This is a genomic window from Nonomuraea sp. NPDC049709 (assembly GCF_040674815.1).
In the GTDB taxonomy this organism is placed as follows: Bacteria; Actinomycetota; Actinomycetes; order Streptosporangiales; family Streptosporangiaceae; genus Nonomuraea.
This window is the reverse complement of record NZ_JBFANM010000022.1, coordinates 68,889-88,095: the sequence shown is the minus strand read 5'-3', so window position 1 is coordinate 88,095 and position 19,207 is coordinate 68,889. Positions and strand designations below refer to the sequence as shown.

Annotated in this window: 18 protein-coding genes; 8 read left to right on the top strand and 10 right to left on the bottom strand. The window is 73.0% G+C overall.

The window, feature by feature from the left end; genetic code table 11:
• Nucleotides 1-23 precede the first annotated feature (23 nt).
• On the bottom strand, nucleotides 24-836 hold the full coding sequence (locus tag AB0J69_RS23265; RefSeq protein ID WP_364120662.1) for an alpha/beta hydrolase: 813 nt from the start codon (nucleotides 834-836) through the stop codon (nucleotides 24-26).
• A gap of 44 nt (nucleotides 837-880) precedes the next feature.
• Entirely contained in the window at nucleotides 881-1,321 is a 441-nt protein-coding gene (locus AB0J69_RS23260; RefSeq protein WP_364120660.1) for a MarR family transcriptional regulator, read from the bottom strand.
• A gap of 41 nt (nucleotides 1,322-1,362) precedes the next feature.
• Between AB0J69_RS23260 and AB0J69_RS23255 the strand changes: the two genes are divergently transcribed.
• Entirely contained in the window at nucleotides 1,363-1,716 is a 354-nt protein-coding gene (locus AB0J69_RS23255; RefSeq protein ID WP_364120658.1) for a nucleotide pyrophosphohydrolase, read from the top strand.
• Between the two features lie 80 nt (nucleotides 1,717-1,796).
• Here AB0J69_RS23255 and AB0J69_RS23250 read toward each other — a convergent pair whose 3' ends face one another.
• Nucleotides 1,797-3,299 carry an MFS transporter gene (locus AB0J69_RS23250; RefSeq protein WP_364120655.1) on the bottom strand — a complete coding sequence of 501 codons (1,503 nt, stop codon included), beginning with the start codon at nucleotides 3,297-3,299 and terminating at the stop codon, nucleotides 1,797-1,799.
• A gap of 94 nt (nucleotides 3,300-3,393) precedes the next feature.
• Between AB0J69_RS23250 and AB0J69_RS23245 the strand changes: the two genes are divergently transcribed.
• Nucleotides 3,394-6,543, top strand: a complete 3,150-nt coding sequence (locus AB0J69_RS23245; RefSeq protein ID WP_364120652.1) for a BTAD domain-containing putative transcriptional regulator — start codon at nucleotides 3,394-3,396, stop codon at nucleotides 6,541-6,543.
• 24 nt (nucleotides 6,544-6,567) lie between these two features.
• Here the strand turns inward: AB0J69_RS23245 and AB0J69_RS23240 are convergent, their stop codons facing one another.
• Complete coding sequence (locus AB0J69_RS23240; protein WP_364120650.1) at nucleotides 6,568-7,026, bottom strand: SRPBCC domain-containing protein; 459 nt, start codon at nucleotides 7,024-7,026, stop codon at nucleotides 6,568-6,570.
• 103 nt (nucleotides 7,027-7,129) lie between these two features.
• On the opposite strand from AB0J69_RS23240, the gene AB0J69_RS23235 reads away from it, so the two are divergent.
• From AB0J69_RS23235 to AB0J69_RS23220, 4 genes are all read left to right on the top strand, one after another.
• The gene (locus tag AB0J69_RS23235) at nucleotides 7,130-8,344 is read left to right on the top strand and encodes an amidohydrolase family protein (protein ID WP_364120647.1); all 1,215 of its coding nucleotides are present in this window, start codon (nucleotides 7,130-7,132) and stop codon (nucleotides 8,342-8,344) included.
• Nucleotides 8,345-8,366: 22 nt separating this feature from the next.
• Nucleotides 8,367-9,398, top strand: a complete 1,032-nt coding sequence (locus AB0J69_RS23230) for an alpha/beta hydrolase-fold protein (RefSeq protein ID WP_364120644.1) — start codon at nucleotides 8,367-8,369, stop codon at nucleotides 9,396-9,398.
• An 85-nt stretch (nucleotides 9,399-9,483) separates the two neighbouring features.
• On the top strand, nucleotides 9,484-10,098 hold the full coding sequence (locus AB0J69_RS23225; protein ID WP_364120641.1) for a hypothetical protein: 615 nt from the start codon (nucleotides 9,484-9,486) through the stop codon (nucleotides 10,096-10,098).
• 15 nt (nucleotides 10,099-10,113) lie between these two features.
• A complete protein-coding gene (locus AB0J69_RS23220) occupies nucleotides 10,114-10,794 on the top strand; it encodes a helix-turn-helix domain-containing protein (RefSeq protein WP_364120639.1) in 681 nt (226 codons plus the stop codon).
• Here AB0J69_RS23220 and AB0J69_RS23215 read toward each other — a convergent pair.
• The 3 genes from AB0J69_RS23215 to AB0J69_RS23205 are packed head-to-tail and all read right to left on the bottom strand — an operon-like array spanning nucleotide 10,778 to nucleotide 12,643.
• Nucleotides 10,778-11,437, bottom strand: a complete 660-nt coding sequence (locus tag AB0J69_RS23215) for an alpha-ketoglutarate-dependent dioxygenase AlkB (protein ID WP_364120636.1) — start codon at nucleotides 11,435-11,437, stop codon at nucleotides 10,778-10,780. The genes AB0J69_RS23220 and AB0J69_RS23215 overlap by 17 nt on opposite strands.
• A gap of 4 nt (nucleotides 11,438-11,441) precedes the next feature.
• Complete coding sequence (locus tag AB0J69_RS23210) at nucleotides 11,442-12,155, bottom strand: 2OG-Fe(II) oxygenase (RefSeq protein WP_364120633.1); 714 nt, start codon at nucleotides 12,153-12,155, stop codon at nucleotides 11,442-11,444.
• Nucleotides 12,152-12,643, bottom strand: a complete 492-nt coding sequence (locus AB0J69_RS23205; protein ID WP_364120630.1) for a methylated-DNA--[protein]-cysteine S-methyltransferase — start codon at nucleotides 12,641-12,643, stop codon at nucleotides 12,152-12,154. The genes AB0J69_RS23210 and AB0J69_RS23205 overlap by 4 nt, the downstream gene beginning before the upstream one ends.
• A gap of 130 nt (nucleotides 12,644-12,773) precedes the next feature.
• Here AB0J69_RS23205 and AB0J69_RS23200 point away from each other — a divergent pair, with 130 nt between their 5' ends.
• Entirely contained in the window at nucleotides 12,774-13,586 is an 813-nt protein-coding gene (locus tag AB0J69_RS23200) for a lysophospholipase (RefSeq protein ID WP_364120627.1), read from the top strand.
• Nucleotides 13,587-13,588: 2 nt separating this feature from the next.
• On the opposite strand, the gene AB0J69_RS23195 is transcribed toward AB0J69_RS23200, so the two are convergent.
• The gene (locus AB0J69_RS23195; RefSeq protein ID WP_364120624.1) at nucleotides 13,589-13,900 is read right to left on the bottom strand and encodes a hypothetical protein; all 312 of its coding nucleotides are present in this window, start codon (nucleotides 13,898-13,900) and stop codon (nucleotides 13,589-13,591) included.
• 303 nt (nucleotides 13,901-14,203) lie between these two features.
• Nucleotides 14,204-15,838 carry a CocE/NonD family hydrolase gene (locus tag AB0J69_RS23190; RefSeq protein ID WP_364120621.1) on the bottom strand — a complete coding sequence of 545 codons (1,635 nt, stop codon included), beginning with the start codon at nucleotides 15,836-15,838 and terminating at the stop codon, nucleotides 14,204-14,206.
• Nucleotides 15,839-15,984: 146 nt separating this feature from the next.
• On the opposite strand from AB0J69_RS23190, the gene AB0J69_RS23185 reads away from it, so the two are divergent.
• On the top strand, nucleotides 15,985-16,950 hold the full coding sequence (locus tag AB0J69_RS23185) for a hypothetical protein (protein ID WP_364120618.1): 966 nt from the start codon (nucleotides 15,985-15,987) through the stop codon (nucleotides 16,948-16,950).
• Between the two features lie 363 nt (nucleotides 16,951-17,313).
• Here the strand turns inward: AB0J69_RS23185 and recQ are convergent, their stop codons facing one another.
• On the bottom strand, nucleotides 17,314-19,134 hold the full coding sequence (recQ, locus tag AB0J69_RS23180; protein ID WP_364120615.1) for a DNA helicase RecQ: 1,821 nt from the start codon (nucleotides 19,132-19,134) through the stop codon (nucleotides 17,314-17,316).
• Nucleotides 19,135-19,207 lie beyond the last annotated feature (73 nt).

Below are 19,207 nucleotides of genomic sequence, written 5' to 3'. Positions count from 1 at the left end.
GGAAGCGTACACGGTGGGTGCGCCTAGGCGGCGGACTGGAGGACCTCGCGCAGGCGGGTGGCGTACGCGCGCGGATGGCTGAGGTTGCCGTTGTGCCCGCCGGGGAACTCGGCGACCTCGGTGCCCAGCAGCCGCGCCAGCTCGATCGCGCACCGGTGGTCGAAGACGGTGCGCGGCGTGGCCCGGCCGGCCGCGGGCACGATGCGGACCCGGCGGCCCGGCGGGTCGAGGTCGTCCTCCATGACCGCGCGGAAGTCGTGGCGGATGAAGAAGTCGAAGCCGGCCCGCCGCTGGGGCGTCATGGGCTGCGGGGTCAGGCCGGGCTCGGCGTCGTCGCCGGTGATGCCGAGGACTCGCGCGATCTCCGCGAGCGCGGCCGGGAGACCGGCTTCGAGGTAGAGGTCGCGGAGCTCGGCCAGCTCCGCCATGTGCCTCGCCCGCTCGGCGGCCGGGAGCAGCCAGGGCGAGACGGGCTCGTGGGCGACGAGCAGGCTGAGCTGCTCGGGGTGGCGGGCGGCCAGGTGGAGGCCGATCGAGGCGCCCATGCTCTGGCCGAGCATGATGACGGGCCGGTCGGTGAGGTGGGCCAGCAGCCGGTGCACGTCGTCGGCGTGCTGCCGCACGCTCACGCCCGAGTGGGGGGCGTCGATCGTGCTGCGGCTCAGCCCGCGCCGGTCGTAGGTGATGACGGTGTGGTCGTCCGCGAGCCGGTCCACCAGATCCACGCTCCGGTCGGCGTCGCCCTCGCCGCTCTGCGAGATCAGCAGGTACGGCCCGGTGCCGCGCGTCTCGTAGTAGAGGCTGCCTCCGGGCACGCGCAAGATGTCGGCGTTCATGCGGACACCCCAGTACATCATTTTGATGTATCAAGCTTGATGGATTAGTCGCGTAGCTTCGGGATGAGCTGATCCGCCAGCTCCTCCAGTGCCGCCACGGTCCGGCCCACCCGCTCCGGGTCGTCCGTGCCCAGCGCGGCGGCCAGCGCGGCGTCGATCGGGGTGTCGCGGACCCGGGTCACCCGCTCCGCCACGGCGGGCGCCTCGCGGATGATCGTGCGCCGGCGGTCCCTGGGGTCGGTCTCGGCCGTCACCGCGCCCGCCGTGCGCAGCCGCGCGATGGCGGCGGACACGGCGCTCTGCGGCAGGCCCGTACGGGCGGCGATCTCGCCCACCGTGGTGTCGGGGTGCACGCGCAGGTCGCTCACCACGATCAGGACCGTACGCACGCTCGCCGAGTGCTCGCCGATGCCCTCGGTCGGCATCGCCTCCTCGCCGATCTTCATCAGCGTCCGGCCCAGCAGGAACAGTTCGACCCCATTCACGAGCAGCAACATACAGGCGCGGGTCGGTAGGGTCCTGTGGCGTGACGACGGAGTTGGAGTGCCTTGCCGAGCGGCTGCGCGAGTTCGCGCGGGTCAGGGAGTGGGAGCGGTTCCACACGCCGAAGAACCTGGCGATGGCCCTGGCGGGCGAGGTCGGGGAGCTGGTGGCGGAGTTCCAGTGGCTCACGGCCGAGGAGTCCGCGGACCCCGATCCGGAGACGCTGGCCAGGATGCGTACGGAGCTGGGCGACGTGACCCTCTACCTGGTGCGGCTGGCCGACGTCCTGGGGGTGGATCTGGTGGCGGCGGCGCGGGCCAAGCTCGACGACAACGACCGCCGCTACGACGCCGAGCGCTACCGCGGGTCGGCCAGGAAGGCGCCGCCGTCCCCCTGACCCGGGTACAGGTAGGCGTCGCCGTCCCCCGTGACCCCGGGTACAGGTAGGCGCCGCCGTTTCCCTGGCCGTCCGGTGACTCAGGCGGCGGTGTCGTGCCGCCGGAGGATCACGAAGGCGGCGGCGGCGAGGGCGAGGAAGGTGAGCGCGCTGATCGCGGCCACCGTGTTCAGGCCGGTCGTGAAGGCGGCACGGGCCAGTTCGAGCAGGCCGGGCAGGTCCTCGGCGGCGCTCACCGCGGCCGTGATGCTCTCGCGGACCGCCTCCACCGGCAGGTGCTCGGGCAGCTCGCCCCGGTAGACGGCGGTGCCCAGGCTGCCCATCGCGGCCACGCCCACCGCCACGCCGAACTCGCCGCTCGTCTCCGTCACCGACGCCGCCGACCCGGCCTTCTCCGGCGGCGCGGCCATCATGATGATGCCGTTGCCCACGCCCATCGGCAGCGCGATGCCCGCCGAGGCCAGGACCAGCCCCGCCACCACCAGGCCGGTGCCGCCGACGCTCGGGACCTGGGTGTGCAGGAACAGCCCCGCCGCGCCCAGCGTCAGGCCGGCGGTCATCACGTACGCGGCGCCGACGCGGCGGGCGATCGCCGGGGCCAGGGCCAGGGCGGCGATCATGGCCAGGTTCTGCGGGACCAGCCACAGCCCGGTCGCCAGCGGTGACAGCGCCTCGACGGTCTGCAGGTACTGGGTGGTCATCAACGTCGTGCCGGACATGACGACCCCGCCCAGCAGCATGATCCCCAGCGTGGCGGAGAAGGCCAGGTGGGCGAACAGGCTCAGGTCCAGCAGCGGGTCGGCAAGGCGGCGCTGGCGCCGGACGAACAGCGCGCCGAACGCCAGCCCGGCCACGATCGCCGCGACCGGCACCGGGTCCCAGCCTCCCCTGGCGACCTCCTTGAGGCCGTAGATGACCGGCAGGATGGTGGCGAGGGACAGCGCGACGCTGGCCGGGTCGAGCCGGCCGGTGGCGGGCTCGCGGTGCTCCGGCAGCAGCGTACGCGCCGCGACCAGCACCACCACCATGACCGGCACGCTCAGCAGGAACACCGACCCCCACCAGAAGTGCTCCAGCAGCACCCCGCCCACCAGCGGGCCGACCGTCATGCCGAGCATGAAGCAGCCGTACCAGAGCCCGATCGCCGTGCCCGCCTGCCCGGCGTCCCGGAACATGTTCCTGATCAGCGCCAGCGACGACGGCAGCAGCGTGGCCCCGGCGATCCCCAGCAGAGCCCGCGTGACGATCAGCATCTCGGCGCTCACCGAGTACGCGGCCAGCACGGACGCCACCCCGAACGCCACGGCGCCGATCATCAGGAGCCGGCGCCGGCCGATCCGGTCGCCCAGCGTGCCCATGGTCACCAGGAACCCGGCCAGCATGAACGAGTAGATGTCCACGATCCAGAGCTGCTGCGGCCCGCTCGCCCCGAGCTCGGCACTGAGGTGCGGGAGCGCCAGGTAGAGGACGCTGCCGTCGATGGAGAGCAGCAGGGCCACGGCGGCCAGGACCGCCAGCCCGGTCCATTCGCGCCGCCCGGCAGCCGGTTCGGCAGCCGGCCCAGCGGTGGTTGCGGTGTTCATGTCGTGCCCCTTTCGGTTCCGGTGACTCCACGGTGTGGGAAGGGGCTTCAGGAGCGCTTCTCGCGGGCTTACGACCGCGCATAAGGTGACGAGCATGCGATTTGGGGTGCTTGGGCCGCTGGCGGTCTGGACGGACGCCGGGGAGGCCGTCACGATTCCGGGTCTCAAGGTCCGGGCGCTGCTCGTGGACCTGCTCGTCCACGAGGGCCATCCGGTGTCCGTGGACCGGCTGGTCGACGACCTGTGGCGGGAGGACCCGCCGGCCAACCCGGCGGGCGCGCTGCAGGTGCGCGTCTCGCAGCTGCGCAAGGCGTTCGAGGACGCCGAGTCCGGCGGGAAGAACCTGGTCGTCTCCCGGGCCCCCGGCTACCTGCTGCGTACCGACGACGGCGCCGTGGACGCCATGCGCTTCGCGGAGCTGCTGGCCCGGGCCGAGGCCGCCGACAGCCCCAGGACCAGGGCGGGGCTGCTGTCGGATGCTCTGGCGCTGTGGCGCGGCCCCGCGTACGCGGACTTCGCCGACGAGGAGTACACCAGGTCGGCCGTCCACCGCCTGGAGGAGCAGCGGCTGTCGGCGCTGGAGCAGCACGCCGAGACCCGGCTGGAGCTCGGTGAGCACGGGCTGCTGGTGGGCGAGCTGGGCGACCTGGTGGGCCGTTACCCGCTCAGGGAGCGGCTGCGCGCCGTCCACATGCGGGTCCTGTACCGGGCGGGGCGGCAGAGCGAGGCGCTGGCCAGCTACGGCGAGCTGCGCGAGCGGCTGGCCGACGAGCTCGGTCTCGACCCCGGGCCGGAGCTGGTCGCGCTCCACCAGGCGATCCTCGGCCAGGACCCGGCGCTGAGCGTGCCCGCCGAGCGGCCCGTGACGAACCTGCCCGCCTCCGTCAGCAAGCTGATCGGCCGGGACGAGGCCCTGGCCGAGATCTGCGGGCTGGTCGAGGAGGAGCGGCTGGTGACGCTCACCGGCAGCGGCGGCGTCGGCAAGACCAGGCTGGCGGTGGAGGTCGCGAACCGGCTGGTGGACGGGTTCGCGGACGGGGCCTGGCTGGTCGCGCTGGACCAGGCGTCCCGCTCGCCCGCCGAGGCGATCCTGGCGGCCCTGGACATCAGGGAGGACGCCGCCCCGAAGGGGCACGCCGACGGCGCTCCGGCCGCGCAGCTGGCGGCCGTGCTCAAGCCCAGGCGGATGCTGCTCGTGCTGGACAACTGCGAGCACGTGGTCGAGCAGGTCGCCGAGCTGGCCGAGGTGCTCCTGCGGGCCTGTCCCGGCCTGCGCGTCCTGGCCACGAGCCGGGAGCCGCTGGCCGTGGCCGGCGAGGTGTTGTGGAGCGTCCCGCCGCTCGACGTGCCCGCGAGCGCCGACCTGGCCGCCATGGCGCGCTCCGACGCCGTACGGCTGTTCGTGACCAGGGCCGCCGCCTCCGCCCGCGGGTTCGCGCTGGAGGCGGGCAACGCGCAGGCCGTCGCCCAGCTCTGCCGCCGGCTCGACGGCATCCCGCTGGCACTGGAGCTGGCCGCGACGCGGGTGCGGGCGCTCGGCGTGCAGGGCGTGGTGGCCCGGCTGGACGACAGGTTCCGGCTGCTGGCCTCCGGCCAGCGTGGCGCGCCCGCCCGCCAGCAGACGCTCACCGCCGTGATCGACTGGAGCTGGGACCTGCTGTCCGAGGACGAGCGCGTGGTGCTGCGCCGCCTGGCCGTGCACGCCGACGGGTGCACGCTGGAGGCCGCCGAGTCCGTCTGCGCGGCGGACGACGACCTCGCGCTCGACGTGCTCGACCTGCTGGCCCGCCTGGTCGACCGCTCGCTGGTGGTGGTCGTGGACACTCCCGCCGGGGTCCGCTACCGGCTGCTGGAGTCGGTGTCCGAATACTGCACGGCCAGGATGGCCGACGCCGGCGAGCTCGACCGCGTACGCCTCGCGCACCTTCGCCACTACCTGGCGCTGGCCGTACGCGCGGAGCCGGAGCTGTACGGGCACCAGCAGCGCGACTGGCTGCTGCGCCTGGACACGGAGGCCGCCAACATGCGGGCGGCGCTCGACACGGCGGCGGCGCACGAGGACGCCGACAGCGCGGCCCGGCTGGTGAACGCGCTGGCCTGGCACTGGTTCCTGCGCGGCCGGCTGGCCGAGGGCCGGCGGGCCCTGGCGGCGGCGCTGGCGATCCCGGGGCCGCGGGACGGCGTACGCGCCAGGGCGGCGGCCTGGGCGGCCGGGTTCGCCCTCACCCTGGGCGAGCAGACCGACTGGAGACCCGTCCTGGAGGCGGTCGAGGACCCGGGGGAGCGCGCCAGGGCCGCGCTGTTCATCGCGCTGCACGTCGAGGACATGCAGACCGGGCAGGAGCTGAACGAGCGGGCGCTGGTCACGTTCAGGGAGCTCGGCGACCGGTGGGGCATCGCCACCGCGCTCAGCAGGCAGGCCATGGACGCCTTCACCCTGCGCGACATCGAGGCGCTGGAGCGGATCGGCGGGGAGAGCGCCCGGCTGTTCACCGAGCTGGGGGACCGGTGGGGGCTGCTGCGGGCGACCGAGTGGCTGGCGTCGGTGGCCGAGATGGCGCACGACTTCGACCGGGCCAACCGGCTGTTCGGCGAGGGCCTGCGGATGGCCGAGGACCTGGGGTTGTGGTCCGAGGTCGCCACGCACATCGCCTGGCTGGGCTGGGTCGCGATGCAGAGCGGCGACTACGACCGCGCCGTCGAGCTGTCCGGGCGGTCGCTGAAGATGGCGGTCGCCCAGGGCTACATGCTGGCCTCGACCATGGCCGAGATGGGCCTGGCCTACGCCGCGCGCCGGTCGGGGGACCTGGAGCTGGCCGAGAAGCACCTGAACCACCTGCTCGAAGGGCTGTCCCGCGACCCCGACGCCGAGCCGGCCATGCACCTGCCGGACACGCTCATCGAGCTCGGCCACCTCATGGAGGCGCGGGGCGACCTGGCCACGGCCATGGAGCTGCACACCGAGGCCCTGGCCGCCATCCGGAAGATCGGCGATCCCCGGTCGGCGGTGGCCGCGGTGGAGGGCGCCGCCGCCGCGGCCGGTCCCACCGACCGGTCGGCCAGGCTGCTGGGCCTGGCGGCCGCGGCCAGGCAGCAGCACCAGCTGCCGGCCGGGCCGTCCGAGGCCGACCACGTCGAGCGGGTCACCGCGCGGACGCGCGACGGGCTCGGGGAGGAGGCGTTCGCGGCCGCGTACGCGGAGGGGGCGACGTACAAGCTCGACGACGCCGAGCAGCTATTCTGACCCCTGCTTCGGATCCGTGCCGCGTCACGCCAGGCGGGCGGGCGCCACGTGCTCGGCCAGGCGGTCGAAGAACTCGAGCCAGCCCGCCTTGGCCTGCTCGGCATGCTCCTGGTCGGTGTTGACGCCGTACTGGTGGAAGCGCATCTCGGTCCTGCCGTCCACCTCCGTCAGGCGGATCGTCACGACGGACGCCGGCCCGTCCCCGGGGGCGTCGGGGTCGCCCGTCGTGAACACCAGCCGCTCCGGCGCCACCACCTCCCGGTACGTCCCGTCCATCGTCACCTCGAACCCCTCGTCGCCCACCAGCGTCGTCCGCCAGATCCCGCCCGGGCGCGCGTCCAGGGTGATCCGGCCCACCGGCGTGGCCAGCGACGCGGGCCCGAACCAGCGGGAGAACCGCTCGGGCTCGGTCCAGGCGGCCCACACCAGCTCGCGGGGGGCGTCGAAGAGGCGGGTGAGGTCGTACTCGGCGGTCTGGATCATCGTCCCGGTCCTTCCTGTTGGGCTCTGCGATGTCCTCAAAGGTGCCGCGCCCGGCTTACGATCCCCTTCTCGCGGCCTTTAGGCGCGTGGCAGGGTGGAGCGCATGAGGATCATTCGCGCGGCCAAGGTGCTCACCGGGCGTCCCGGAGAAGTGATCGCGGACGGCGAGGTGCTCGTCGACGGGCCGCGGGTCGTCTCCGTGGGGCCGCGCGGCAGCGCCGGCGAGGCGGACGAGGTCCTCGACCTGCCCGGGCACACGGTGCTGCCCGGGCTGGTCGACGCGCACGTGCACCTGGGGTTCGACGACAAGGTCGACCCGGTGACCCGGCGCAGCCCCGAGAGCGACCACCACCTGCTCCTGCGCATGGCCGAGAACGCCCGCAAGCTCGTCTCCGCCGGCGTCACCACCGCCCGCGACCTCGGCGCGCGCGGCTTCCTCGACCTGGCGTTACGCGACGCCATCGAGGAGGGCCTGACCGTCGGCCCGCACCTGGTGGCCGCCACCAGGCCGATCACCATCACCGGCGGCCACTGCTGGTACATGGGCGGCGAGGCCGACGACGAGCCCGCCATCCGCCGCGTGGCCAGGGAGAACCTGCGCGCGGGAGCCGACTGCCTGAAGGTGATGGCCTCCGGCGGCCAGATGACGCCGGGCGCGCCGCCGAGCTGGGTGCCGCAGTACGGCACCGAGCAGCTCCGCGTCGTCGTCGAGGAGGCCGCCACGCGCGGCAAGGGCGTCGCGGCCCACGCCCACGCCCACGCGGCGATCCGCAGCTCCGTCGAGGCCGGTGTCACCACCATCGAGCACTGCACGTTCTTCACCCCGTCGGGCCACCGCTACGACGCCAAGCTCGCCGACCTGGTCGCGGCCAGCGGCACGTACGTCTGCCCCACGGTGCACGGCGTGTTCTGGCGGATCCGCGAAGTGCACGGGGAGGAGATGCTGGACACCTGGCTGGCTGGGATCTCCGCGATGCGGGAGGCGGGCGTGCGGCAGATCGCGGGCACCGACTCCGGATTCGCGGTGGGCGGCATCGAGAACCGGACCGATGGGTACGTCGGGGGTCTGGAGGTCTTCGCGATGGCCGGCTACGGCAACGCGGAGATCATCGAGCTGGCCACCGTGCTGGCCGCCGACGCCTGCGGGGTGGGGGAGGTGGCCGGCAGCCTCGATCCCGGCAAGCGCGCCGACCTGATCGCGGTCGCGGGCGACCCGCTCGAACGCATCTCCGACCTGCACAACCTGTCACTCGTGCTGGTCTCCGGCCGGTCCGTCGGCCAGGCGGACGTCGACACGGTGACCTCGTCGGTCGGCTGACCCGTCCCCAGAAGGAGATCCCATGCTGCCCTGGTCCGCCGAGCCGGCCGGCCGCCTCGACCACCACGTCGTCGACAGCGCCCTGCTGCGCGGCAACCCGCTGGGCGACCCGCACGAGAGGCCGCTGGTGGTGTACGTCCCGCCGGGCTACGACGACGAGCCCGGCCGCCGCTACCCGTCCATCTACGTGCTGCTCGGCTACACCGGGCACGTCGCCATGTGGTTCAACCGGGCGCCGTTCCGGCAGCCGTACCCGGAGCTGGCCGACGCGATGTTCGCCGCCGGCGACGTGCCGCCCGCCATCGTCGTGTACGTGGACGCGTGGACCTCGCTCGGCGGCAGCCAGTATCTCGACTCGCCCGGCACCGGCCGCTACCACTCCTACCTGCGCGACGAGATCGTGCCGTACGTGGACGCGCGCTACCGCACGATCGCCGACCGCGACCACCGGGCCGTCACCGGCAAGTCGAGCGGCGGCTACGGCGCCATGGTGACCGCGATGCTGGCGCCCGACGTGTTCGGCGCGCTGGCCACGCACGCCGGGGACGCGCTGTTCGAGGTCTGCGCGCGGCGGTCGTTCCCCGAGCTGGCCCGCAGGCTGCGCGACATGTACGGCGGCTCGTACGACAAGTTCCTCGCCGACTTCCGCGGCCGGCTGGCCGGCACCAAGGAGGGCGACCTGGAGCTGCTGGAGATGTACGCCTACGCGGCCGCCTACTCCGCCGACGAGGACGGGACCGTGCGCATGCCGTTCGACGACACGGGCGCCGTGGTGCCGGAGGTGTGGCGGCGCTGGCTGGCCCGGGACCCGGTGGTGATGGCCGGCGAGCCGCAGCACGCCGAGGCGCTGCGGTCGATGCGCGCGATCTGGGTGGACGCCGGCAACCGGGACGAGTACTTCCTCGACTTCGGCGCCGTGGCGTTCCACCGGGCGGTGCGGGCGGCGGGCGTGCCGGGCGAGCGGGTCCACTTCGAGCTCTTCGACGCCGGTCACGGGGGCATCGAATACCGCTACCCGCTGGCCCTGGCCTGGCTCGCCCGCCGCCTCACGTAGCCCGCCGGGCGGCCCGCGATACTGCGGCAATACCTCCACATTTATCGGGCTGCCTCTGCACATGTGGTTCCTAGGCTGGGTTGCCGTGAGATGGCGGATCATCTGCGGGTTTCTGCTGCTGGGGATGGGTGCGCTGGGTCTGGCGCTCGTCGGCCTGGTCCTGCACTCCGGCTGGCTGCACACCGAGCTGTGGATCCTGGCGCCGTTCGTGCTGATGGCCGCGATGTCCGCGTTCGTGGTGCTGACCGCCCCCGCGGTGGCCTTCGTGGCCGTCCGGGGACGGTCCGGCGTGATCAGCGCGACCTGCCTGCTCCTGGTCGCGGGCGTGGTGACACCCGCCGTTTTGACGGTCTCGCCGGACCTGCGCGCCCGGGCGCGGTTCTACCTGGAACGGCCCGCGTTCGGCCGCGTGGTGGAGCTGGCCCGCGCGGGCCGGCTGGCCTCCGGTTCGTACCACGGGGCGCGGCTGCCCGGCGAGCTCTGCTTCGTCTCCGCGACCTGCGGCGTGGTGACCTGGAGGGCCGAGGACGGGGGACGGGTGCTGTTCGTGCCCGACCGGGTCGGCATCCCGGACGACGCCGTCGGGTACGCCCACTTCACCGGAGCGCCGCGCGGCGCCTACGACGGGTTCGGCATGCGCATCTGCCCGAGCTTCGAGCTCGCGGACGGCTGGTGGTGGCTCGATGCGTGTGGCGGGTGAGGCTAGGCTGCCCCAATGGAACTGATGGACCAGGTACGCGAGCTGCGCCGCCAGGGCAAGTCGCCCAAGGAGATCGCCCGCGCGCTCAAGGTCTCGCCGTCGGTCGTGGCGCCGCTGGTGCGGGCCGTGGCCGCCGAGACCACGGGCGCCGAAGAGGCCGAGGTGGCCGGCTGCTGGATCAACGTCGGCTGGAGCGAGGGGCTCGGCGTCGATCCCGCCCGCGGATGGGTGGACGAGGCCCCCGCCGGCGGGGTGGGCGGCATGGTCAGCGTGCTCGTCGCCCGGCGGCACACCTGGGACCGGCTGTCGGTCTGCGGCTACCTGGCCGACGTCTACTGCCTGGGCGTGAAGAACGCCATCGGCCCCGACGTGCTCGACGACCGCGACCTGGCGCGCTTCCGCGAATACTTCTTCGGCGAATACGCGGGCTGGCAGGAGGCCCCGATCGAGCTGGCCAGGCACCTGCTGTTCGGCTCGATCGACTACGCGCGCACGTTCGGGTTCGAGCCGCACGACGACTTCGGGCCCGGCGCCGACCTGCTGGGCAAGTGGGAGGGCGGCTCGGCGATCACTTTCGGCCGCGACGGCCGGCCCTTCTACGTGGAAGGGCCCGGCGACGACCCGGCCAAGGTGCTGCGCACGCTGCGGCGCACGCTCTCCGACGACGAGTTCGACTACGTCACCGTAAGCCAGTGACGCGCATCGTGAGGTTGAGGCGGCCGGAGGCCAGCCCGGTGGCGGGATCGCCGGTGCCCGGGTAGACCTTCGGCACGCCGTGGTAGGCGAAGCGGGACGGCCCGCCGAACACGAACAGGTCGCCCGAGGCGAGCCGGACGTCGGTGTACGGCCGCCCGCGCGTCTCGGTGTTGCCGAAGCGGAACAGGCAGGCGTCACCGATGCTCAGCGACACCACCGGGGCGTCGGACTTCTCGTCCTTGTCCTGGTGCATGCCCATCTTCGCCTGGCCGTCGTAGAAGTTGATCAGCGCGGTGTCGGGCTCGTACGCCTCGGCGGGGTGCTCCTGGCCGTAGGCGTCGGCCAGGGCGCGGCGGCCCAGCTCGCCCAGCCACGCCGGGAACTCCGCCACCTGGCGCCCGTTCACGTCGTGGGCGAGCCGCGTGTACCTGTACGGCTGCCAGTGCCACCCCAGGCAGACGGTCTGCACCGACATAACCCCGCCCCTGGGCAGCACCGTGTGCCGGATCGGCACGGGCCCGGTCGCCCACTCGCGGCACGCCTGGACGAGGTGCCGCTGCTCGTCGAGCGTCAACCACCCGGGGACGTGGACGGCCCCTGGCGCGACCTCCCTCATCGGCAGTGGAATCACGATCTTTCCCATGAAGTCACTTGGCGTCGTGGAAGACCAGCCCCAGCGTATGCCGCAGGCCCGACCGTACGGTGCTCACCCCGTGCCGCACGGGCGAGGCCGACCACCCCCGCGAGGAGCGCACGGGCCGGTCCCGGCTGGTGAAGATCAGCCCGTGCCCCTGCGGCAACAGCGTCACCGTGCCCCGCGACTGCGCCCGGGGCCGCTGCTCCACCAGCAGGAACTCGCCCCCGGTGTAGTCCTCGCCGGGCCGGTCCAGCCCGATCACGACCTGCAGCGGGAACACCAGGTCCCCGTACAGGTCGCGGTGCAGGGCGTTCCAGTCGTTCTCCCGGTAGCGCAGCAGGATGGGCGTCGGCCTGGTCTGCCCGGCCCGGTAGCACATGTCCAGCCAGTCGCCGAAGTCGTCCGGCCAGGGCGCGGGCTGCCCCAGCCGGGCCGCCCAGTCGCGGGCGATCGGCAGCAGCCGGGGATAGAACGCCGCCCGTAGCCGCTCGACCAGCGGCGGGAGCGGGTGGCCGAAGTACCGGTACTGTCCGGCGCCGAACCGGTAGCGCTCCATGTCGATGGTGGCCCGGAAGAACCCGGTCTCGCCGTACAGGCCGGCGATCTCCGCGCACTCCTCGGCGGTGAGCACCTGGGGCGTCAGCGCGCACCCGTACGCGTCGAGCTCGCCCGCCAGCTTTCCCCAGTCGGCCGCCTCGACCCGCTCGGCCTCCATGAGCCTCATGAGAGCACGCTCCAGAGCTGCGGTTGCAGGGCGCCTTCGAGCGTGAGCAGCGCGTGCTTGCGTTCGAGGCCGCCCGCGTACCCGGTCAGCGCGCCGTTCGCGGCGATCACACGGTGGCAGGGCAGGACGACGAGCAGCGGGTTCGCGCCGACGGCCGCGCCGACCGCCCGGATCCGGTCCGCGGGCGCGCCGACGCGGGCGGCCAGCGCGCCGTAGGTGGTCGTGGTGCCGTACGGGATCGTCGCCACCTCCGCCCACACCCGCTCCTGGAACGCGGTCCCCCGCGGGCTGAGGGGCAGGTCGAAGGAGGTGCGCTCGCCCGCGAAATACTCGCCGAGCTGCCGCTCCGCCGCGGCGAACGCGAGCGGCTCGCGCCGCCACCCCGCCCGCACCGCGGACCGGTCGAACGAGACGCGGGTCAGCGCCGTGCCGTCCCCGGCGAGCAGGATCTCGCCCACCGGGCTGTCGATCGTGGTGTAGATGTCCATACCTTCTTCAACACCGCCGCCCCCTCGGAAGTCAGCGGTTTTCGGACATCGCGGCCACCCTTTCCGCGCCCGGTTGGACGATGCCCTGTCGGCGGCGTACGCTCACCGCAATTTCGAGGCAGGAGTGAGCATGGCGCAATCACGTGAGCACACCTTCACCGGCACCAGGGGCCTCAACAAGGTCCGCGAATGGCCTCATGACCAGCCCCGATACCTCGCCCTGCTGGTCCACGGCTACGGCGAGCACATCGGCCGCTACGAGTACGTGGCCGACCGGCTCGTACGTCACGGCGCCGCCGTCCTCGGCCTCGACCACATGGGCCACGGCAGGTCGGAGGGCGACCGGGTGCTCGTCGAGGACTTCGAGGACGTGGTCACCGACGTGCACTCGGTCGAGGAACGCGCCAGGGCCGGGCACCCGGGCGTCCCGGTGGTGCTGATCGGCCACTCGATGGGCGGCCTGATCGCGGCCCGCTACGCCCAGCGGTACGGCGCGGGCCTGACCGCCCTCGTCCTGTCCGGGCCGGTGATCGGCGAGTGGGCGGTCGTGCCCCAGCTGCTGGCGTACGAGGAGCCGCCGGACGTTCCCATCGACCCTGCGACGCTCTCCCGCGACCCGTCGGTGGGCGCCGCGTACGCCGCCGACCCGATGGTGTGGCACGGGCCGTTCAAGCGGGCCACGCTGGAGGCGTTCGCGGCGATGCTGGACACGATCGCCAAGGGCGGCACCTTCGGCGCGCTCCCGACGCTGTGGGTGCACGGGGAGGACGACCAGCTGGTGCCGCTCCCCGGCAGCCGCATCGGCGTGGAGGCCGTCAGGGGCACCGACCTGACGGAGCGGATCTACCCGGGGGCCCGGCACGAGGTCTTCAACGAGACGAACAAGGACGAGGTCCTGGACGACGTGACCGCCTTCATCGACCGCACCCTGCCCCGGGGATGACCTCATTTCACCGACAACCAGACGTGCCCTGACCCCCGGGTGCGGGTGAGCTCGACCTTCCAGCAGCCGCGCTTCGGGAACACGAACCCGGTGCCCCACTCCTGCCCGGGCCGCCGCCAGCTCGACCCGCCGTGCTCCTCGGGTCCCCAGGCCGGCTTGGCGGCGGTCCCGTCCGCGAGCGTGGCCCGGACGCGCAGCGGCCCTTCACCGGTCATCCGCCACACGATCTTGACCTCCTCTCCCCGGGGGAGCGGCGGCGGCGCCCGCAGGAACAGCAACCCCCACAGCTCCGCGTCCCGAGCCTCCCCCTTCACCTCCGGGAACCCGCTCCCCAGGAGAACCTGCGTGCCGTTACAGCCCGCAGCGGTGACCACGGGCGCCGCCGTCGGCGTCGCTGGCGCCGGAACGGACCCACCCGTCGGCACGGATGTACCAGTAGGCACGGACCCACCCGTCGGCACGGAGCCACCCGCCGGAACCGCGGCCCCGCACCCAGCGGCGAGCGCCATGACCATCACCGGCCCAAGAATCCTCAGGCCGTTCGAAAGCAACATCGTCGAGAACCTCCTTGCCCCCATTACCCGCATCCCGGGCAGGAGGTTCCAGACGTCAGGCGCCTACACCGGCGGCCGCCGCCCCCCGAACACGGGCAGAGTCAGCGACGTGGGGTGCTCCGTGTCGTGGAAGACCTCGAACCGGGTGGGCCGCGTCCGCACGGCCTGCCCCACCGGCTCGCCCGTCCCGTGGTTGCGCGCGTACCGGGGGAACGCCCCGCCCGCCACCTGCACCCGCAGCCGGTGCCCGCGCCGGAACCGGTATCCGGTCGGGTGCAGCTCGACCTCGGCTCTGACCACGCCCTCGCTCCCGGCGGGCAACCGCAGGATGCCGTCCGTGACGTTGCGCGAGATCCCGGCGGTGTCGACGTCGCACAGCCGTACGAACACGTCGCCGTGCCCGGTGTCGGTCCGCACGTGCACGGTGGCCGAGACGGGCCCGATCAGGTCGAGGGGGCGGGGGAGCGGCGTCCCGGTGTGGACGAGCACGTCGGCGCGGGCCTCGACGTCCCGGTTGTCGCGCTGCTTCGACTCGCGCATGTCGAGGAGCGCCCCGCCGCACGACCGCGTGGGACGGGCGGGATCGTACGTGAACGTGTCCGTCCCGCCCTCGTCCGGCGGGTCCCAGCCGAGCCCGCGATGCGCCAGCAGGTACAGCGGCGTGGGCACGGACTGCGGCGGCGGCCACTCGTCGAAGTCCAGCCAGCGGTCGGCCCGCTGCAGGTACAGCCGCACCGGTGCGCGCTGGAGCTGGGCGGTGTCGCCGAGCAGGTGCGCCGACAGCCACGACACCTCGTCCGGCAGCAGCGCCCGCATCGCGCCCAGGTCGTGCCCCCATGGGCCGATCACGATCCGGCTGCGCCGCCCGGCCTCCCGCAGCGCGGTGAAGTCACGGAGCTGGGCCGGCAGCAGCAGGTCCCACCAGCCGGTGACCATGCTGGTGGGCGTCGTCATCTTGACCGCGGCGGCGCTGTTGTCGGTCTCCACCCAGAAGGCGTCACCCGCCTCGGAGTGCGCCGCCGCCTCCCGCAGGAACGGCACCCGCGTACGGATGGCGGCCACGTCGGACGTGCCGATCGGGACGTGGGCCATGGCCCGGCGTACCCGGCTGTCGAACCGCGGATTCGGCAGCAGGCCGCCCAGCGGCGCCGTCTCCTGCGTACCGATGAGCGAGGCCCAGGTCAGCAGGTTGTGCAGGGCGAACACCCCGCCGGGATAGAACGTGCTCCGGAACTCGCTGGCCGTCACCCCCAGGCACATGGCCTCCAGCGGCGGGTCGAGGTAGGGGCCGACCGCCCACTGCGTGTATCCCAGGTAGCTCGCCCCGGCCATCGCCAGCCGGCCGTCGCACCACGGCTGCTCCCGCAGCCAGGCGGCCGTGGCCAGGCCGTCCGCCTTCTCCTGGTGGAAGGCCGCGAACTCCCCGCCCGAGCCGAACGTACCCCTGACGTTCTGGACGACGACCTGCATGCCGCGCCTGGCCAGCACGCGGGCGGTGCCCTTGGCGTCGAACTTGTGCTTGCCGTACGGGGTGCGCATCAACACCACCGGCATCGCCCCCGACCCGCGCGGCCGGTAGCGGTCGGCGATCAGCACGACCCCGTCGGGCATCGGAACCCGCAGGTCACGGGCCACGTCGATGTCGGGGGTGGTGGCTTCGGGCAGGCCGAGGAATCGGTCGAACAGTCTGCTGAGCATGCCCATGGCAGATCCTTTCGCTCCGCCCTCAGCGTACGGCGCACCCCCAGCACGAACGGGGACGGATCCGAACCCTTCGGAGAAAAGCCCTATACGAGGCGATGATTTTCCACCTGCCGGTGGGTCTCCATCCATGAGGAGGCGATATGAGCGAGCATGAACGGGCGCTGGCGGCGGGCGTGGCGCTGCTGGAGCGGGCCATCGACTACACGCTCGGCAGCCTGCGCGTCGTGACCCCGGCCGCCCTCTGCCGCGCGACGCCCTGCACCGGCTGGAACCTCCAGCGGCTGCTGGGGCACATGGACGACTCCCTGCGCACCCTGCACGAAGCCGCCACCGGCCACATCCCACCCACCCCCACCCACCCCCTTCGTGCCCAGACCGGCGACCCATCAGCGGGTCCGTGGCAGGCCACACCTGGCGAGGCCGGCGGTCCCCCCGCGTGTGCGCGGCGCACCACCCCCGACCCGCCGGGCAGCCCGCCGATGGCCCCATGGCAAGACGCCGCGGGCCCATGGCAGGGCACCGCAGGACAGCACGGCACTGCGGGAGGACGGCAGGGCGCCGCGGGCGGAGAGCCGGGCACTGCGGGACCACGGCAGGGCTCCGTCCGACCGTGGCAGGGCTCCGTCGGCCGCCTCGGTGGTGCTGCGGCTGCGGCCTCGGGTGCGGGTACAGGTGCGGGGTCGGGGCGTGCCGCGGGACGGCCGCCGCATCCACCCGCCTGGGGACAGCCCTCCACCGCACGGGGCTGCAACCCGGCCCTCCTGGTCAGGGACGGCGCCACGGAGGTGCTCGGCCGGTGGACCGCCATGATCACCGACAACCTCGTCTTCATAGACGACCGCCACCTGACCAGCCCCATGGTCGCGGCGGTGGGCGCCATCGAGATCGCCGTACACGGCTGGGACGTGGCCAGGGCGTGCGGCGAGCACCGCCCGATCCCACCGCTCCTGGCGGAGGAACTGCTCGACCTGGCCCACCTGTTCGTCACCCCACACGACCGCCCCACCAGGTTCGCCCCACCGGTGCCAGTCGCCCCCTTTGCTCCCGCCCAGGACCACCTCCTCGCCTACCTCGGCCGCCACCCGAACTGGTATCTCGACAACTGAGGGTCCACCCACCCGTCATCCAGCGCCCACACGTCGTACGATCACTCTGTACGACCAAAGTCAGACCACCGATCCCGGCACGCCTCCCCAGCGAACCCACGACGCCCCAGCCGATACGGTGAGAAGATCGGTAACGGGAACCCGACCACAGCCGGGACGACCACGCAGACGACACCGTTCCAGGGGGACGGAACCCGTCCGGCCGGATCCGCGAGGCGGCGCGCCCGCCCACCGCGGAGAGGCCGACCAACGTGGTGGCGACGACCGTTCTTCGTGCGGCCGTCGCCACCACCACGCCTCTAGTGGCGCTCGAACCGGCTCCCGCTGCCCCGGCAAGCGCCGCATGGGACGCTTGCCCGCGGTTCAGGGGATTGGGCTGTCCTGGCGGAGGGTCTCCAGCACCTGCTCCCCGTATTTCGCCAGCTTGTTCTCCCCCACCCCGTTGACCGTGCCCAACTCGGCCAGAGTCGACGGCGCCCGGGTGGCGATCTCGCGCAGGGTCGCGTCGTGGAAGATGACGTAGGCGGGCACGCCCTGCTCCTTGGCGGTGGCCGCGCGCCACGCGCGCAGGCGCTCGAAGACCTCGGCGGCCTCCGCGGGCAGCTCGACCACAGCCTTGGCAGCGGAGGTGGCGGCGACCTTGGCGCGGGCCGGGCGCAGCGTGTCGCGGCGCAGCAGCACCTCCCGCTCTCCGCGCAGCACCGCCGCGCTCTCGTCCGTCAGCACCAGTGCCCCGTAGTCGGACTCCACCGCCAGCAGCCCCTGGGCCAGCAGTTGCCGCACGACCCCGTGCCACTCCGCGTTGCCCAGGTCGTCGCCCACCCCGAACACCTTCAACGTCTCGTGCCCGTGCTGAAGGACCTTCGCGGTCTTCTTGCCGAGCAGGATGTCGACCACCTGCCCCACCCCGAACTTCTGCCGCCGCTCCCGCGCCAGCCGCAGCACCGTGGAGAGCACCTTCTGGGCGGGGACCGTGCCGTCCCACGACTCCGGAGCCGTATGGCAGGTGTCGCAGTTGCCGCACGGCTGCGAGCCCTTCTGCCCGAAGTAGTCGAGCAGCATCATCCGGCGGCAGCCCACGGCCTCGCACAGCGCCAGCATCGCGTCCAGGTGCAGCACCTGCCGCCGGCGGTGCGCGTCGTCGCCCTCCATGGCCATGCGCCGGTGCTGCACCACGTCGTTGAGCCCGTAGGCCATCCACGCGGTGGCGGGCAGCCCGTCGCGCCCCGCCCGCCCGGTCTCCTGGTAGTAGCCCTCCAGCGACTTGGGCAGGTCGAGATGGGCCACGAAGCGCACGTCAGGCTTGTCGATGCCCATGCCGAACGCGATCGTGGCCACCACGATCAGCCCGTCCTCCCGCAGGAAGCGGGACTGGTGCAGGGCGCGGGTGCGGGCGTCGAGCCCCGCGTGGTAGGGCACCGCCGCGATCCCGTTGTCCACCAGGAACTCCGCGATCTTCTCGACCGAGGAGCGCGACAGGCAGTAGACGATGCCGGAGTCGCCGGGGTGCTCGGTGCGCAGGAACTCCAGGAGTTGCCGCTTGGGCTCGCTCTTCGGTGCGATGCGGTAGTGGATGTTGGGCCGGTCGAAGCTGGCCACGAAGTGGCGGGCCTGCTCGAGGCCGAGCCTGGAGGAGATCTCGGTGTGCGTGGCGGGCGTGGCGGTGGCGGTGAGCGCGATGCGCGGCACCTCGGGCCACAGCTCGCGCAGCCGGGACAGCTCCAGGTAGTCGGGGCGGAAGTCGTGACCCCACTGCGCCACGCAGTGGGCCTCGTCGATCGCGAACACCGAGATCTCGCCCTTGGCCAGCAGCCGCAGCGTGGCGTCGACGCGCAGCCGCTCGGGGGCGAGGTAGAGCAGGTCGAGCTCGCCGGCCAGGAACTCCGACTCCACGAGCTGCCGCTCGTCGAAGTCCTGCGTCGAGTTGAGGAACCCCGCCCGCACGCCGAGCGCCCGCAGCGCGTCGACCTGGTCCTGCATCAGCGCGATCAGGGGCGAGATGACCACCCCCACGCCGCGGCGCACCAGGGCGGGGATCTGGTAGCACAGCGACTTGCCGCCGCCGGTGGGCATCAGGACGAGCGCGTCACCACCGGCCACGACGTGATCGATGATCTCCTGCTGGCCCTCCCGGAACGAGTCGTAGCCGAACACGCGGTGCAGGACGTCGGTGGGGGTATCCATGCGGCTACCTTACGTGTTCGCGAGTGAACGGATCGTCAGTTCCGCCGATGGCGGATCGGGCCGGGGCGGGCAG